This is a genomic window from Streptomyces sp. NPDC059371, from assembly GCF_042751995.1.
In the GTDB taxonomy this organism is placed as follows: domain Bacteria; phylum Actinomycetota; class Actinomycetes; order Streptomycetales; family Streptomycetaceae; genus Streptomyces.
Window position 1 is genome coordinate 1 of the sequence record NZ_JBHYXD010000038.1, and the last position, 14526, is coordinate 14526.

A 14526-nucleotide genomic window follows, 5' to 3' on the forward strand; every position below is an offset into this window, starting at 1 on the left:
TCCCCCCCTAGCTCACACAAGCACCACCCCCAGCCAGCGCGCCCGAGGGGCCCGCTCACCCCCCCCCCCAGCTCCGCCGCGCCCCCCCCCGAGGATTCCTACGATCTCGTCGTGGCCGGTCTGCCGCGCGCCGAGCGCCTGCGTCTCGACCGCCCCTGACCGGGAACCCCTGATCGGGGAGGACCGCCCCTGAACGGGGGCGACCGCCTTCGGCCTCGGCGGTCCGGCGTCGTCTCAGCGGGTGCGTGCCGCGCCCCGCCGCCCGAGTCCCACCGCGATCAGCGCCGCCGCCGCGAGCACGATCGCCGCGTCCAGGGCGAGGACCGTGTGGACGCCGCTCAGCAGGTCGCCCGAGGTGGTCGCGAGGACGCCGAGGAGCGGGATGCCGACGGTGATGCCCACCTGCTGGGTGGAGGTCACCAGACCCGTGGCCAGCCCCTGCTCCTCGTCGGGGACGCCCGAGGTGACAGTCAGGCCGTACGAGATGATCGCGCCCAGGTGGAACATGCTGGCCAGCGACACCCCGGCGGTGGCGATCCAGACGGACCAGGTGTGCGCGTTCAGCAGCAGCATCCCCGCCACGAACACCCCCTGTCCCGCCAGCGAGCCGGCCAGCGTGCGCCGGGCGCCGAAGCGGCCGATGACCTTCGGCGCGTACATCCCGGCGACGGCCGACAGCAGACCCTGCACGCCGAAGACCAGACCGGTCTCGAAGGCCGAGAGGCCGAGCGTCTCCTGGAGGTAGAGGGTCAGCGCGAACACGACCGTCGACATCATCGAGAAGGTGACCAGGCCGCCCAGGTTGCCCCACGCCACGGTGGGACGGCGCAGCATCCTCAGGCTGACGAGCGGGGCGGCGGCACGGGACTCGATCCGGACGAACGCGCCGAGCAGCACCACCCCCAGGGCGAGTGTCGTGACGACGTCCGTCCCGCCGAAGCCGCGCTCGGCCGCCGTCGACAGCGCGTAGATCAGCGACAGCAGGCCACCGGTGACGGTGACCGCGCCGGGGACGTCCAGACGGGGGCGGCCCTGGGCGGCGGCCGGGTCGGCGTCGGCGTGCCGCGCCGGGGACGCGGGCAGCAGAACGGTCGCGAGCGGCAGCACGACCAGCGCGAACAGCGACAGCAGGCCCATCGTCGAACGCCAGCTCAGTACGTCGGTCAGGACACCTCCCGCCACCATGCCGATCGTGAAGCCGAGCGACAGGAGCGTGCCGGAGATGCCGAGCGCGCGGTCGCGCGCGGGGCCCTCGGGGAAGGTCGTGGTCAGCAGCGACATGCCGGTCGGCACGATCGCCGCCGCGGCGAGCCCTTGCAGAGCCCGTCCGGCCAGGAACGACGCCGGGTCCCAGGCGAGGGTCGCGAGCAGCGAGGCCGCCCCGAACAGGGTCAGCCCGGCGACGAAGAGGGCCCGGCGGCCGAACAGGTCGCCGATCCGGCCGAAGAGGAGCAGGAAGCCGCCCGAGGGCAGCGCGAAGGCGGTGACGGCCCACTGGAGCGCGGACGGGCTCATGCCGAGGTCACGGCCGAGGACGGGCAGCGCCACGTTCAGGACCGAGAAGTCCAGCGCGACCATGAACTGGGCGGCGCACAGCACGAAGAGCACGAGGGCGTCGCGCCCGGAGAGCCGGTCGCCGCGTGCGGGCCGGCCGTCCTTGGTGCGGTCGGCCCGGTCCGGACGAGCGGAGGAGGTCTCGGCCCGGGGGCCGTTCGTGGTGGACGGACCGCTGCCCGGCGTACCGTCGCCGGGGGTGCGGGTGGTCGTCTCGGTGGTCGCTTCGGTGGTCATGGGAAGAGCGTGCGGCGGCCGGAACATCCGTGGGGAGCCGGAACTTATGCTGGTGGCCGCACCACCAGTCACCGAAGGGGGAGACACGTGACGGAGGACGCGCCGAAGACCCAACGACGCCCGGAGCTGCGCGAGTTCCTCATGAGCCGCCGGGCGCGGGTGTCACCGGCCGAGGCCGGGCTCCCGGGCGGCGGAGCCCGCCGCCGCACACCGGGGCTGCGCCGCGAGGAGGTCGCCGTCCTCGCGGGCGTGGGCGCCTCCTGGTACCAATGGCTCGAACAGGGTCGGGACATATCCGTGTCGCCGCAGGTCCTGGACTCCGTCGCCCGCGTGCTGCGGCTCAGCAACACCGAGCGGCGCCACCTGTACACGCTGGCCGGACTGAATCCGCCCGCGCCCGAAGTCGCCCCCGGGGACCGGGACATGTGCGACGGGCTGCGGCGGCTGATCGACACGTGGATGCCGTATCCGGCGCACATCATGGATCCGTACTACAACTGCGTCCTGTACAACGACGCCGCCGCGGTGGTCCTCGGCATGCGTCCGGAGATCACCCAGAACTGCGTCGTCGACTTCTTCACCGACCCGCTCTACCGCGGCCGTTCGCGCACCTGGGAGCTCAACGCCCGTACCGTCGTGGCCCAGTTCCGCGCCTCGTGCGCCGCCGCGCCGGACGACGAGGGCTTCCGCGAACTGCTGACCCGGCTGACGGAGGCCAGCGCCGAGTTCGCGGAGCTGTGGGAGCGGCGGGACATCGAGGACGCCGGGCAGATCCGCAAGGAGCTCGACCATCCCCTCGTGGGACTGCTCGCGGTCGAGTCGACCGCGATGAAGGTGCCGGTCAGGCCCGACCTCACGATCGTGCTGCACACCCCGCTGCCGGAGGCGAACACGGCCGCGAAGCTGGAGTGGCTCGCCTCGCCGGAGGGACGCCGCGGCTCGATGTATCCGGTGGCCGGCTGACCCGTCGGCGGAGGACGTGACCCGTCGGCGGAGGACGTGACCCGTCGGCGGAGGACGGCGCCGGCACTTCGTATGCTCTGGTCATGACCGACAGCAGCGCGCTCGACCCCGAGGACCGCAAGATCGTCACCCTGGCCCGCTCCGCGCGGGCCCGCAACGGTGTGCCCGAGGGCGCGGCCGTACGCGACGAGACGGGACGTACCTACGTCGCCGGGACCGTGGCGCTGGAGTCCCTGCGGCTGAGCGCCCTGCGGACGGCCGTGGCGATGGCCGTGGCGTCCGGGGCGAAGTCCCTGGAGGCGGCGGCCGTGGTGTCCGAGGCCGCCGCCGTCACCGACGCGGACCGCGCGGCCGTACGGGATCTCGGCGGGCCCGCCACACCGGTGCTGCTGGCCGGGCTCGACGGCGCCGTGCACACGACGGTGACCGCGGGCTGAGCACGACTCCGCCCCGGGGGGAACCGATCTCCCCGGGGCGATGCCGTACGTTTCCGGGCCGCCTCAGAAGCCGAGCTTGCGGAGCTGCCGGGGGTCGCGCTGCCAGTCCTTGGCGACCTTCACATGCAGATCGAGGAAGACCGGCGTGCCCAGCAGGGCCTCGATCTGCTTGCGCGACTTGATGCCGACGTCCTTCAGGCGCTTGCCCTTGGGGCCGATGATGATGCCCTTCTGGCTGGGGCGCTCGATGTAGACGAAGGCGTGGATGTCGAGGAGCGGCTTGTCGGCCGGGCGGTCCTCGCGCGGCAGCATCTCCTCGACCACGACGGCGATGGAGTGCGGAAGCTCGTCGCGGACGCCCTCCAGCGCGGCCTCGCGGATGAGCTCCGCGATCATGACCTGCTCCGGCTCGTCCGTCAGATCACCCTCGGGGTAGAGGGCGGGCCCCTCCGGCAGCAGCGGGACGAGCAGGTCGGCCAGCAGACCCACCTGCTTGTCCGCGACCGCCGACACCGGGACGATCTCGGCCCACTCGAAGCCGAGCTCCCGGCCGAGCTGGTCGATCGCGATGAGCTGCTCGGCGAGCGTCTTGCTGTCGACGAGGTCGGTCTTCGTGATGATCGCGATCTTCGGCGTCTTCTTGATCGACGCCAGTTCCTTCGCGATGAAACGGTCGCCCGGGCCGAGCTTCTCGTTCGCGGGCAGACAGAAGCCGATCACGTCGACCTCGGCCCAGGTGGTGCGGACGATGTCGTTGAGCCGCTCACCCAGCAGCGTGCGCGGTTTGTGCAGGCCGGGGGTGTCGACCAGGATCAGCTGCGCGTCCGGCCGGTGCACGATGCCGCGCACCGTGTGCCGGGTGGTCTGCGGCTGGTTCGCGGTGATCGCGACCTTCTGGCCGACCAGAGCGTTCGTGAGGGTGGACTTGCCCGCGTTGGGGCGGCCCACGAAACAGGCGAAGCCGGCGCGGTGGTTCTCCACCGGGTCGAGGGCGTGAGAGGTGCCCCTGTCCTTTGACGGCTCGGATGACTGATTGCGAACGCTCATGGCGCCCATTGTCCCTGATCGTCGGGTGCCCGTTGTACCAAGCCGTCCGACGCCCGTGAAGCCGTCGTTCCGCTTCCCGCGCGCGGGGCGATCCGGGGGCCGGGCGCCGGTCGGCTCCACGGTGAGGATTCGGTCATCACGACGCAATGAAACACAGCGGAAACGCGGGCGTGCGCAACCGGAAACCCAGGCCCACGACGCTCTGACGACGCCCCTGCCCGTGCCCCCCACTCCGTTGGAGAGACCGTGACCCTGGCCGCTTCCCGGATCGACACCGGCGACACAGCCTGGCTGCTCGCCGCCACCGCGCTCGTGCTCCTGATGACCCCAGGACTCGCCCTGTTCTACGGCGGCATGGTCCGCGCGAAGAGCGTGCTCAACATGCTGATGATGAGCTTCGTGTCGATCGCCCTGGTCACGGTGGTGTGGCTGACCGCCGGATACTCCCTGGCCTTCGGCGAGGACGCGTTCGGCGGGCTCGTCGGCGGTCTGGAGCACGCCGGGATGGCCGGGCTCGGGCCGGACAGCGTGCAGGGGTCCGTCCCCACCCTGCTCTTCGCCACGTTCCAGCTCACCTTCGCGATCATCACCGCCGCGCTCATCAGCGGGGCGGTCGCCGACCGGGCGAAGTTCGGGGCCTGGCTCGTGTTCGTGCCCGTCTGGGCGCTGCTCGTATACGTTCCCGTCGCGCACTGGGTGTGGGGCCCGGGCGGCTGGATCCGGGACGGTCTCGGCGCCCTCGACTTCGCGGGCGGTATGCCGGTCGAGATCACCTCGGGAGCCTCCGGCCTCGCTCTGTGCCTGGTGCTCGGACCGCGGCTCGGCTTCAAGAAGGACTCCATGCGCCCGCACAACCTCCCGATGGTCATGCTCGGCGCCGGTCTGCTGTGGTTCGGCTGGTTCGGCTTCAACGCCGGGTCGGCCCTCGGCGCCAACGGTCTGGCCGCGGCCGCCTTCCTCAACACCCTCGCCGCCGGCTGCACGGGCCTGCTCGGCTGGCTCCTCGTCGAGCAGCGCCGCGACGGCCACCCGACCACGCTGGGCGCGGCCTCGGGCGCGGTCGCCGGCCTGGTCGCCATCACCCCCTCGTGCGGAGTGGTGTCCCTGCTGGGCGCGCTCGCGGTCGGGCTCGCCGCCGGTGTCGTCTGCTCGTACGCCGTGGGCTGGAAATTCAAGCTGAACTACGACGACTCGCTGGACGTCGTCGGCGTGCATCTGGTCGGCGGTGTCATCGGCACGCTGCTCATCGGCGTCTTCGCCGTCCACGGGATGACCGGCGGGGCCGAGGGGCTGCTGTACGGCGGAGGTCTCGGGCAGCTCGGCCGGCAGCTCGTCGGTGTGGCGGCCGTCGGGACGTACGCGTTCGCCGCCACGTACGGCATCGGCCGGGTCATCGACCGGCTCATGGGGCTGCGGGCCGAGGAGGAGCACGAGCGGACCGGCCTGGACCTTACGGTGCACGCCGAGAGCGCCTACGATCACGGAGTCCTGGGCCACGGCGCTCCGGTGTCGTCGTCCCTTCCCGCCGCGCAGAAGGTCAAGCCCCAGGTATGAAACTCATCACCGCGATCGTCAAGCCCTATCGACTCGACGAGGTCAAGTCCGCCCTGCAGGAGCTCGGTGTGCACGGGATGACCGTCACCGAGGCCAGCGGGTACGGGCGTCAGCGTGGGCACACCGAGGTGTACCGCGGCGCCGAGTACCAGGTCGACCTGGTTCCCAAGGTCCGGATCGAGGTCGTCGTCGAGGACGCGGTGGCCGACGCGGTCATCGACGCCGTGGTGAAGGCCGCGCGGACCGGAAAGATCGGAGACGGAAAGGTGTGGTCCGTACCCGTGGAGACGGTCGTACGGGTACGGACGGGCGAACGCGGGCCCGACGCACTCTGAGCGTCACCACGGCCGCGGCGAACGCGACAGCCACCAGCACGGCCACGAGCCACGGCAGTGCGAGGAACGACACGCTCGCCGACTCCCGGGTGCCCGGTGCGCTGGCCGTCAACGTCACGTCGCCCCAGTCGAGTTGGGGCGCCCCGTGCCAGGGTGCGGTGAGCCGGACCCGCTGGCCGGGGAGCAGTTCCGAGGGGATGCCCGCGAGCTCGCGGGACAGCAGCGTCCGCCCGAAGAGGCCCTCGGCCTTCAGCCGCACCTTGGGGTTCAGCGTCACGTTGCCCGTGTTGTGGAGGGTGTACGAGACGGTGGCCGAGCCGGATCCGATGCCGGGGATCAGCGGCTGGTGGTGGGTGAGGCGCACCTTCTCGACGGCGAGGGCGGGGACGGTGGGCCCGCCGACGCGGAGATAGACCCGGGCGGCGACGGCTCGTCGCACCCCGACCGACAGGGAGCCCGAGCCCTTCTCGATCCGTTCGTCGAGCGCCACCAGCGCGCCCGGGTGGTCGCCGGGTTCGGCCCCCTCCGGGACGTGGAGCGTGAACGGCACGGTGACGTGGCCGTGCGCGGGCACGGTGACCCGGGAGCGGGCGGGCTCGGCCCAGGCCCCCACCCCGCGCTGCTTCTCCGCCAGGGTGCGGACGGCGAAACCGCCGTCGCGGGCGGTGTTGTAGGCGTCGGCCGCGTAGAGCCGGAACGTCAGGGGACCGCCGGTCTTGTTGGCGACGGTGACCTTGTCCCGGAGGGTCTGGCCGGGGTCGGCGGACAGATAGAAGTAGGGCCGCTCGGCGATGCGCGAGGAGACCGGGTAGACCGACCAGCTCCCGTTGTCGGCCGCGTACGACGGTGTGGCCAGGAGGGCCACGAGGGCGGGCAGGACCAGGAACACGCTCAGGAGGAGGGCGTACGGCTTGCGCATGGGTGCGGACCCCCGCGGACGGCATCGGCGGACTGGCGGCTCTCGTCGTGCGTGAGCGCCCCTGTGTGGACGGGCGGGTGCGCGCCCGGCCACCGGGGTGCGGACGACCGGTCGAAGGGCGGACCGGTCAGCTCAGCGTCAGCGTGAGCACACCGGAGTAGGAGCCTGGCGGCGTGAACTCCGGTACGTTCAGCGACAGTCCGGCGTCGACGGTGAACTCACCACCGGTGAGGGTCCCGTTGGGGGTGGACGCCAGGGTCGCTCCCGAGGTGCCGACCGTGCCGGACGAGCCGGCCTGGCAGGTGCTCGGGCTGCCGGCCTTGGTGGTGCAGGCCGGGGTCCAGCTCAGGGCACCGGCGCCGATCTTCGCGCCGGGTCCGGTGAAGTCGGTGACCTTGCCGGTCAGGGACCAGCCCGCGGGCCCGCCGCGGAAGTCCTTGACCGTCACCGTCTGCAGGGCGCCCGTGGAGGCACCGCCCGTGCCGTAGTCGACCGCCGACAGCGCGACGGCGTCCCCGGCCTGAGTCATCGACAGGGTTCCCGCCCTCACCGTGGTGGTGAGTTTCTGACTGCCGTCGGGTACGGGCGTGTTGTCGATGACGACATAGGCGGCGGGACCGGCTCCGGTGTCCGGGTCCCAGCTTCCTCCCTCGTACGCGATCACGCCGGTCGTCGTCTTGTCGTTGACGACGAGCGAGCCGCTGAAGGAGCCCTGGGCGTTCGCGGTCACGGTCGCCGTGTCGGCGGTCTGGGTCGCCCCGGACCGTCCGGCGAGGGTGACGCTGGCACCCGGGGTGAAGTCGCTGCCGGTGACGGTCACGCTGTCACCGGGGTTGCCGGAGGCCGAACCGAGCTGGATGGCCCGGGTGTTGGTCTGTCCTCCGCCGGTCGCGGTGACCGTCTCCGACACCGGGGCGGGCGGGTTGGTGACCGTGCACGGGGTGTCCAGTTCCAGGATGTAGCTGGTGTGGATGTTGTAGTCGCCGGGCGAGAGGGTGATCGCGCCGGGAGCGGTGACCGTGAACGTGCCGGTCATGGAGAACGACGGGAAGGCGCCTCGCCCCGGCACCGGGTCGTTCTTCTTCGGCCCCGCGACCGTGACGCTGGCCGTCTGCGCGCCACCGACGGTGACCTTGCCGGTCGGCGTCATGATGTCGGCCGGCAGGGCGAGGTCGGTGGGGTTGCTCGCGGCGGGCGTGACCACCGTGTAGGTCACGGTGACCGTGTCGCCGACCTTGGGGCTCGCGTTGTCCACCGTGATCTTCGCGGTGGTGGTGCCGTCGATCGGGGGGAGGCCCGCGATCGCCGGCGGAATACAGTGCGTGGCGAAGTCCACGTTCACGGCAGCGGCGCCGGCCGGGGCGGCCAGCGCACCTCCCGCGGTGAGCGCGAGTACGGTCGCCCCGAGCAGTGCCGCGAGGCGGCGTCTTCGGGTTGTCGGACCCGTGGTTGACATGGCTGTTGCCCCCTCCTGAGGGATGCGGGCGCAGCGGCTCGTCTGCGCCGCCAGGGGGACATTGATGTGCCGGTCGTGTGAGAAGTCAATGGAGTCCCGGCGCAGCGACTGATGGGCCATCAGTTTCTGTCATGGTCGCCAACTCGGCTTGCAGGGTGTGGAGTTGTCGCCCAGGGCGGAGATTGCGGGGCTGCGGACCTGCGGGGCTGCGGGGGAGCCGGGCCGGTGTCGCTGCGCGCGGGCGGCACCGGCCCTCTTCGCGTCGTGGAGCGGTGGATCCGCGGCTCAGTGGATCAGAGGCTCAGTGGATCCGCGAATCAGTCGATCAGCGGACCAGTGGATCAGTCGAACACGAACGGGCCCGGGGACTGCGGTGCGTCCGCCGTGCAGGTGATCGTGATGCCGAAGATCGTCATCTTCAGGGAGCCGCCGTAGAACTCCAGGCTGTCGCCGGAGGCGACGGTGCCGTCGAGGGGGCCCACCGACACTCCGCTGCCGATGGCCATCGCGGGGTTCTTCTTGCCGGTGAAGGCGGTGGTCCCGCCGCTCGCGTTCACCAGGGAGAGCGTCGAGGTGACCGAATTCGCGGCGATCGGGATCGGTGCCGTGATGGCGGTGGAGCTGAGGGTGATGGTCGCGGCCGTGCCGTCCTGGGTGGCCGTGAGGGTGGCCGCGCCGCCGCCACCGATGGTGCAGGTGGCGTTGATGGTGGCCGTCTGGGGAGTGACGGCCGCGGCGGCCGGCGCGAAGGCCAGACCGGTCGCGGCGAGGGTGCCGGCGGCTAACGCCGAGACCGTTGCGAGTCGCTTGCCTCTCATCGAAATCCCTTCCCTTGTGGGGAATTGCCATGTGGGGATGGTCGGGACGGAGCCGTCCGCCCTGGTCCGGGCACACGGGCTCCTCACCTCTGTGCCCGGTGAGGGTGCGGGGAGACGTGTACACGGACCGTCCGCGTGTGGGGTGCGGGACGCCGTGCGGAGGCGTGTCCGACGGTCCGTCGGAATGTGCGGTTCCATTGAGACGCGGGTGCCTTGCGATGACAAGAGAAGCGGGCCGGCTCCTTCAACGGTGGTGAAAAATGGCCGAAGTTGGACCCGGGTGGACGGGCCTCCGGTGACCCGGCTCCCCGGCCCGGGAGGTCACCGCCGGCCGGTGGCGGGAGCGAGGTCCTGCAGGCCCACCACGCGCAGCAGCCGCAGACGCTCGTGGGACTCGGTGCCGGGGCGTGCCGTGTGGACGACGAGGAGCTGGTTGTCGCCGGAGCTGAGCAGGATCTCGCAGTCGAGTTCCAGCAGGCCGACCGTGGGGTTCAGGAACCGCTTCGTCGCGGAGCGCCGTACGGCGACCTCGTGGGACTCCCAGAGCTCCGCGAACTCCTCGCTCGTGGCGCGGAGTTCGGCCACCAGGGCGGCCGGGGCGGGGTCGGTGGGGCGGGCCGCGGTGACCGCGCGCAGGTTGGCGACATGGGAGCGGGCTTGCTCGGGACGGTCCTCGGGCGGGAAGAGGGACCGGGAGGCCGGGTCGGTGAAGAACCGGCGCACGAGATTGCGCCCGGGTTCGGCCTGGCCCGTCAGCGCCGCCGACATCGCGTTCTGCGCGAGCAGCTCGCCGTAGTCGGTCACGACCTGGGCGGGCGCGTCGGTCAGCCGGTCGAGGATCAGCAGGAGCCCCGGGCGCACGTGCGAGGAGGCGCCCTCGGCGCGGGGCGGCTCCTCGCCGGCGAGATGGAAGAGATGGTCCCGCTCGTCGCCGGTGAGCCGCAGCGCCCGTGCCAGCGCGCCCAGCATCTGACGGGAGGGGCGCGGCCGCGGGCCTGTTCGAGCCGGGTGTAGTAGTCCACGGACATGCCCGCGAGTGCCGCCACCTCCTCGCGGCGCAGGCCGGGGGTGCGGCGCCGGGCGCCGGCCGGGAGTCCCACGTCGGAGGGCTCCAGCCGGGCCCGGCCGCGGCGCAGGAAGTCGGCTGCCTCGGGTCGGTCCACCCCTCCAGGGTGACGCAGGCCGGCGGTCTTATCCAGGGACCGCCGGTCCCTGGATGAGGAGGTCTCTCCCGCCCCGCCCGGCACGGGGGGACGGTGGAGGCCGACGAGAGGAACACATCATGCTGACACTGGTGACCGGAACCACCGGCGAGGTCGGACGCCGTTTCGTGCCCCGTCTGCTGCGGCAGGCACCCGCCGGCGACCGGGTGAGGATCCTGGTCCGGGACGAGTCCAGGGCGACGGCCCTGGCCGGGCTCACCGGCCCGACCGGCGTCGGGCCGGAGATCGCCGTCGGGGACCTGCGCGACCCGGAGACGCTGGGCAAGGCCCTGGTGGGCGTGGACGCGGTGGTGAACATCGCGGCCGCCTTCCGCGGCGTTCCGGACGACGAGGCCTGGGCGGTCAACCGCGACGCCGCGCTGGAACTGGGCCGCGCCGCCGTCTCCGCGGGGGTGCGCAGGTTCGTGCAGGTCAGCACCAACCTGGTGTACGGGACCGGCCGGGGCCGCCCGCTCACCGAGGAGGACCCGAGCGTGCCCGGCGGCGAGATGTGGGGTGCCTACCCGGCCTCCAAGGCGGAGGCGGAGCGGGGCCTGCTCGCCCTGGAGGGCGGCATGGAGGTCCGGATCGGCCGTCTGCCCTTCGTGTACGGGGAGGGCGACCCGCATCTCGCCGCCTCGCTGAGGTGGGCCGGGCAGTGGGCCGCGACCCAGCGGCTTCAGATGGTCCACCACGCGGACGTCGCCCAGGGCCTGCTCCGGCTGCTCCAGGCCCCCGGCGTGGGCGGCACCCCGGTCTACAACATCGCCGACGACGCCCCCGTGACCACCGTCGACCTGCACCGGATCAACGGGGTCGAGGTGCCGCCCGCCCTGTACGAGCGCACCGACCCCGACCCCTGGAACGGCATCGTGTCCACCGACCGCATCCGCCACGACCTGGGTTTCCGCCCGGTGTACCCGTCCCTGTGGACGGCCCGCGACGCCGGCGCCCTGTGACCTGCCCGGCGGCCCCCTTCCAGCCCCCTTCCGGCGCCTGCCCGGGTGAGGCCGCCGGTCCGGTCCGCCGCCGGTTCAGTCCACCCCCTTGATCCGCACCACCAGCACCGCCCCCGCGAGGCCGATCACCGCCGCGACCAGGTACAACACCCGGTAGCCGCCCAGGTAGGTCACGATCGGGGCGGCCAGGACCGGGGCCGCGACCTGGGGAAGGGCGTTGGCGATGTTGATGACGCCGAGGTCCTTGCCGCGGTCCAGGGCCTTGGGCAGCACGTCGGTCATCAGGGCGAAGTCGACGGAGGTGAAGACGCCGAAGCCGACCCCGAGGACGGCCGCGGCGGCGATCGCCCCGGGCCAGGTCTGCCAGCAGGCCAGCGCCGCCGTGGCCACCGCCATCAGCACGCCGGACCAGATCACGAACGGCTTGCGGCGCCCCAGCCGGTCCGACCACGCCCCGCCCACCACGACCGTGGCGAGGAGCGTGATCCCGTTCACGGCGGTGAGGACGAGAACACCCTGCTCGGGGTCGTCGAGGCGCAGCCTGTCGCGCAGGTAGTAGAGCAGGTACAGCAGCACGAGGGCGTTGCTGAGGTTGATCAGGAAGCGGGTCAGCCAGGCCCACGCCAGGTCGGGGTGTTCGCGCGGACTCAGCCGGAAGGAGGCGAGGAACTCCCGCCCCGACCAGGGCGGCCGGGCCGACACGGGCAGCCGCAGGTCCTCGTGGCGCAGTACGTACGGCAGGACGCCCACCAGCGTGAACACCGCGCACGCCGCGTACCCGCCGCCGGTGCCCCCGGCCGCCGTCGCGAGCCCGGTGCCGCCGACCACGCCGAGGATCTGCGCCGCGCCCAGCCAGCCGCCCACGCTGCCGCGCTGGAGCCGCGGCACCCGGTCGGGCACGGCCGCCGTGACCGCGGCGAACGCGGCGTTCAGGGTGAGCTGGACCAGGCACCAGCCCGCCGCCATCGTCCACACGCCGCCCGCGCCCGCGAGGAGCAGCAGGGACAGCGCGCCGCCGGCCGCTCCGGCCACGATCCACGGCGTACGGCGGCCCCACCGCGCGGTCGTACGGTCGGACAGCGCGCCGAAGAGAGGGTTGGCGACCAGCGAGACGACCGCGCCCGCACCCGTCACCCATGCCAGCATCGTCTCCTTGGACATGCCGGTGCCGGGCGCGAAGTCCTCCGCCTGGGAGGCGAGGAGGATCTGCAGCGGGCCGTACCAGCCCACCCAGATCGCCCCGTTGGCGAGCGAGAGCGCGGACGTCCAGCCCCGGCCGACCCGTTCGACGGGCTCGGCGAGCGCGGACAGGGGCGCGACCCGGTCGGCCGCGGTCATCTCTGCGCCCGCAGGGCGTCCCGCAGCCAGCCGTACGAGGCCTTCGGGGTCCGCTCCAGGGTGTCGTAGTCGACGTGCACGAGCCCGAAGCGGCGCGCGTACCCCTCCGCCCACTCGAAGTTGTCCATCAACGACCAGACGAAATAGCCGCGTACGTCGACGCCCTGCTCCAACGCCCGGTGCAGCGCCCGGACATGACCGTCGAGGAAGGTGATCCGCTCCTGGTCGTCGATGCCGTCGTAACTGCAGCCGTTCTCGGTGATGACGACGGGCGGGAGCCGGTCGCCGTAGCGCTCGCGGAAGCCGGTGAGCAGCTCCGTGAGCGCCTCGGGTACCACGGGCCAGCCGAAGTCGGTGACCGGGTACCCCTCCAGTTTCTTGACGGTGAAGGGAAGTTCGGCGGGCAGGGTGAGTCCGCCGAACTCGATCTCCGCGCCTTCGGGGGCGCCCACCCTGGTCGGCTGGTAGTAGTTGATCCCGTACCAGTCGACCGGCTCTCCGATGATCTTCAGGTCCGACTCGACGTCGCCGGGCATCAACGCGTCGATGCCGTCGGGGTAGCGGCCCAGCAGGACGGGGTCGGCGAAGAGCCGGTTGAGCAGGAGGTCGTAGAAGTCGGCCGCCTCGACGTCCTCGGTGCGGTCCGAGGCCGCCCAGGTCGGGCCGTGCGAGTTGGCGATCCCGATGTCGTCCGCCCCGGCCGCGCGCAGCGCCCGTACGGCGAGACCGTGGGCGAGGAGCTGGTGGTGGGCCACCGGCAGGGCGTCGAACATGAGCCGCTTGCCGGGGGCGTGCGCGCCGAGGGCGTGCCCCAGCAGGGTGTGCTCGGCGGGCTCGTTGAGAGTGATCCACTTCTTGACGCGGTCGCCGAGGCGCTCCGCGACGACCGAGGTGTACGCGGCGAAGCGCTCGGCGGTGTCCCGGTCCGCCCAGTCCAGCTCCGCCGGCAGGTCCCAGTGGAAGAGCGTCGGCACGGGGCGTACGCCGGCCGCGCACAGCGCGTCGACCAGGCGGTCGTAGAAGTCGAGGCCGCCGGGGGAGTTCACCCGGGGCCAGGAGATGGAGAAGCGGTACGCGTCCACGCCGAGGCCGGCCAGGAGCGCCACGTCCTCGGGGTAGCGGCGGACGTGGTCGCAGGCCACCGCAGCCGTGGAGCCGTCCTTGATGTGACCGGGCCCGGCGGTGAAGGTGTCCCACACCGAGGGGGCGCGTTCGTCCACGGCCCCCTCGATCTGATGGGCCGAGGTGGACACGCCCCAGAGGAAGCCGGACGGGAACTGGGGGAGCGGGTTCGTCGCCATGCGCGATCATCTGTACCCGCGGTAACGGAAGTCAACGGGTCGGCGTGAACCCGCGGCCGGGTCCGCCCCGTCGGGCGCTCTCCTTCGGGCGCTCTCCTTCGGGCGCCCAGCTTCGGGCGCCCTGCTTCAGGCGCCCTCCTTCAAGACCCGGGAGATCAGCTCGCGCTGGCCCTCCGTGAGTGCCGGGTCGGCGGCGTGGACGGTTCTGCCGTCCACGGTGATCTCGTAGTGGAAGCCGTCCGGGACGCCGGCCGGGGGCGTGTCCTGTCCGGCGGCGAGTGCCCGCTCGGCCAGGGCGTGCCACTCGGGGGCGTCGGGGCGGGGGGGGGGGGTGTGGGGGGGGGGGGGGTGGGTGTGGGCGAGGCGGCGGGGGCGGGCGATCTCGGCTAAGTGGGCGGACTGAGAG

Annotated in this window: 12 protein-coding genes and 3 pseudogenes; 6 read left to right on the forward strand and 9 right to left on the reverse strand. The window is 72.5% G+C overall.

The features are described 5' to 3' along the window. Window positions 1–90: 90 nt before the first annotated feature. Window positions 91–159 (forward strand): annotated as a pseudogene (locus tag ACFXGX_RS21825) (MmcQ/YjbR family DNA-binding protein); the annotation flags it as partial. A gap of 75 nt (window positions 160–234) precedes the next feature. On the opposite strand, the gene ACFXGX_RS21830 reads toward ACFXGX_RS21825, so the two are convergent. Then, window positions 235–1791, reverse strand: a complete 1557-nt coding sequence (locus ACFXGX_RS21830; RefSeq protein ID WP_384793710.1) for an MFS transporter — start codon at window positions 1789–1791, stop codon at window positions 235–237. A gap of 141 nt (window positions 1792–1932) precedes the next feature. Between ACFXGX_RS21830 and ACFXGX_RS21835 the strand changes: the two genes are divergently transcribed. After that, window positions 1933–2754 (forward strand): helix-turn-helix transcriptional regulator, encoded by an 822-nt coding sequence (locus tag ACFXGX_RS21835; protein ID WP_384793870.1) that lies wholly within the window; start codon window positions 1933–1935, stop codon window positions 2752–2754. An 83-nt stretch (window positions 2755–2837) separates the two neighbouring features. Further along, window positions 2838–3191 (forward strand): cytidine deaminase, encoded by a 354-nt coding sequence (locus ACFXGX_RS21840; RefSeq protein WP_384793712.1) that lies wholly within the window; start codon window positions 2838–2840, stop codon window positions 3189–3191. A 63-nt stretch (window positions 3192–3254) separates the two neighbouring features. Here ACFXGX_RS21840 and era read toward each other — a convergent pair whose 3' ends face one another. Beyond that, window positions 3255–4247 carry a GTPase Era gene (era, locus tag ACFXGX_RS21845; protein ID WP_384793717.1) on the reverse strand — a complete coding sequence of 331 codons (993 nt, stop codon included), beginning with the start codon at window positions 4245–4247 and terminating at the stop codon, window positions 3255–3257. Window positions 4248–4484: 237 nt separating this feature from the next. Here era and ACFXGX_RS21850 point away from each other — a divergent pair, with 237 nt between their 5' ends. Then, window positions 4485–5792, forward strand: a complete 1308-nt coding sequence (locus tag ACFXGX_RS21850; protein WP_384793721.1) for an ammonium transporter — start codon at window positions 4485–4487, stop codon at window positions 5790–5792. Then, window positions 5789–6127, forward strand: a complete 339-nt coding sequence (locus ACFXGX_RS21855; RefSeq protein ID WP_384793724.1) for a P-II family nitrogen regulator — start codon at window positions 5789–5791, stop codon at window positions 6125–6127. Before ACFXGX_RS21850 ends, ACFXGX_RS21855 begins: the two co-directional genes overlap by 4 nt. Here the strand turns inward: ACFXGX_RS21855 and ACFXGX_RS21860 are convergent. From ACFXGX_RS21860 to ACFXGX_RS21875, 4 genes and pseudogenes are all read right to left on the reverse strand, one after another. Next, window positions 6024–7046, reverse strand: a pseudogene (locus ACFXGX_RS21860) (WxL protein peptidoglycan domain-containing protein); the annotation flags it as partial. The gene ACFXGX_RS21855 and the pseudogene ACFXGX_RS21860 sit on opposite strands and share 104 nt — an antisense overlap. A 127-nt stretch (window positions 7047–7173) precedes the next feature. Then, window positions 7174–8502, reverse strand: coding sequence for a beta-xylosidase (locus tag ACFXGX_RS21865; protein ID WP_384793727.1), 1329 nt, complete (start codon window positions 8500–8502; stop codon window positions 7174–7176). A 341-nt stretch (window positions 8503–8843) separates the two neighbouring features. Beyond that, the gene (locus tag ACFXGX_RS21870) at window positions 8844–9320 is read right to left on the reverse strand and encodes a hypothetical protein (RefSeq protein WP_384793730.1); all 477 of its coding nucleotides are present in this window, start codon (window positions 9318–9320) and stop codon (window positions 8844–8846) included. Window positions 9321–9641: 321 nt separating this feature from the next. Continuing rightward, window positions 9642–10483: pseudogene (locus tag ACFXGX_RS21875) on the reverse strand (helix-turn-helix transcriptional regulator). Between the two features lie 119 nt (window positions 10484–10602). Here ACFXGX_RS21875 and ACFXGX_RS21880 point away from each other — a divergent pair. Further along, window positions 10603–11481 carry an NAD-dependent epimerase/dehydratase family protein gene (locus ACFXGX_RS21880; RefSeq protein ID WP_384793733.1) on the forward strand — a complete coding sequence of 293 codons (879 nt, stop codon included), beginning with the start codon at window positions 10603–10605 and terminating at the stop codon, window positions 11479–11481. Window positions 11482–11556: 75 nt separating this feature from the next. Here ACFXGX_RS21880 and ACFXGX_RS21885 read toward each other — a convergent pair whose 3' ends face one another. The 3 genes from ACFXGX_RS21885 to ACFXGX_RS21895 form a co-directional block, all read right to left on the reverse strand. Then, window positions 11557–12819: an MFS transporter gene (locus tag ACFXGX_RS21885; RefSeq protein ID WP_384793736.1), complete on the reverse strand. Its 1263-nt coding sequence runs from the start codon at window positions 12817–12819 to the stop codon at window positions 11557–11559. Beyond that, window positions 12816–14120, reverse strand: a complete 1305-nt coding sequence (locus tag ACFXGX_RS21890) for a GH1 family beta-glucosidase (protein WP_384793739.1) — start codon at window positions 14118–14120, stop codon at window positions 12816–12818. Before ACFXGX_RS21890 ends, ACFXGX_RS21885 begins: the two co-directional genes overlap by 4 nt. Window positions 14121–14246: 126 nt before the next feature. Beyond that, the gene (locus tag ACFXGX_RS21895; RefSeq protein ID WP_384793873.1) at window positions 14247–14501 is read right to left on the reverse strand and encodes a protealysin inhibitor emfourin; all 255 of its coding nucleotides are present in this window, start codon (window positions 14499–14501) and stop codon (window positions 14247–14249) included. Window positions 14502–14526 lie beyond the last annotated feature (25 nt).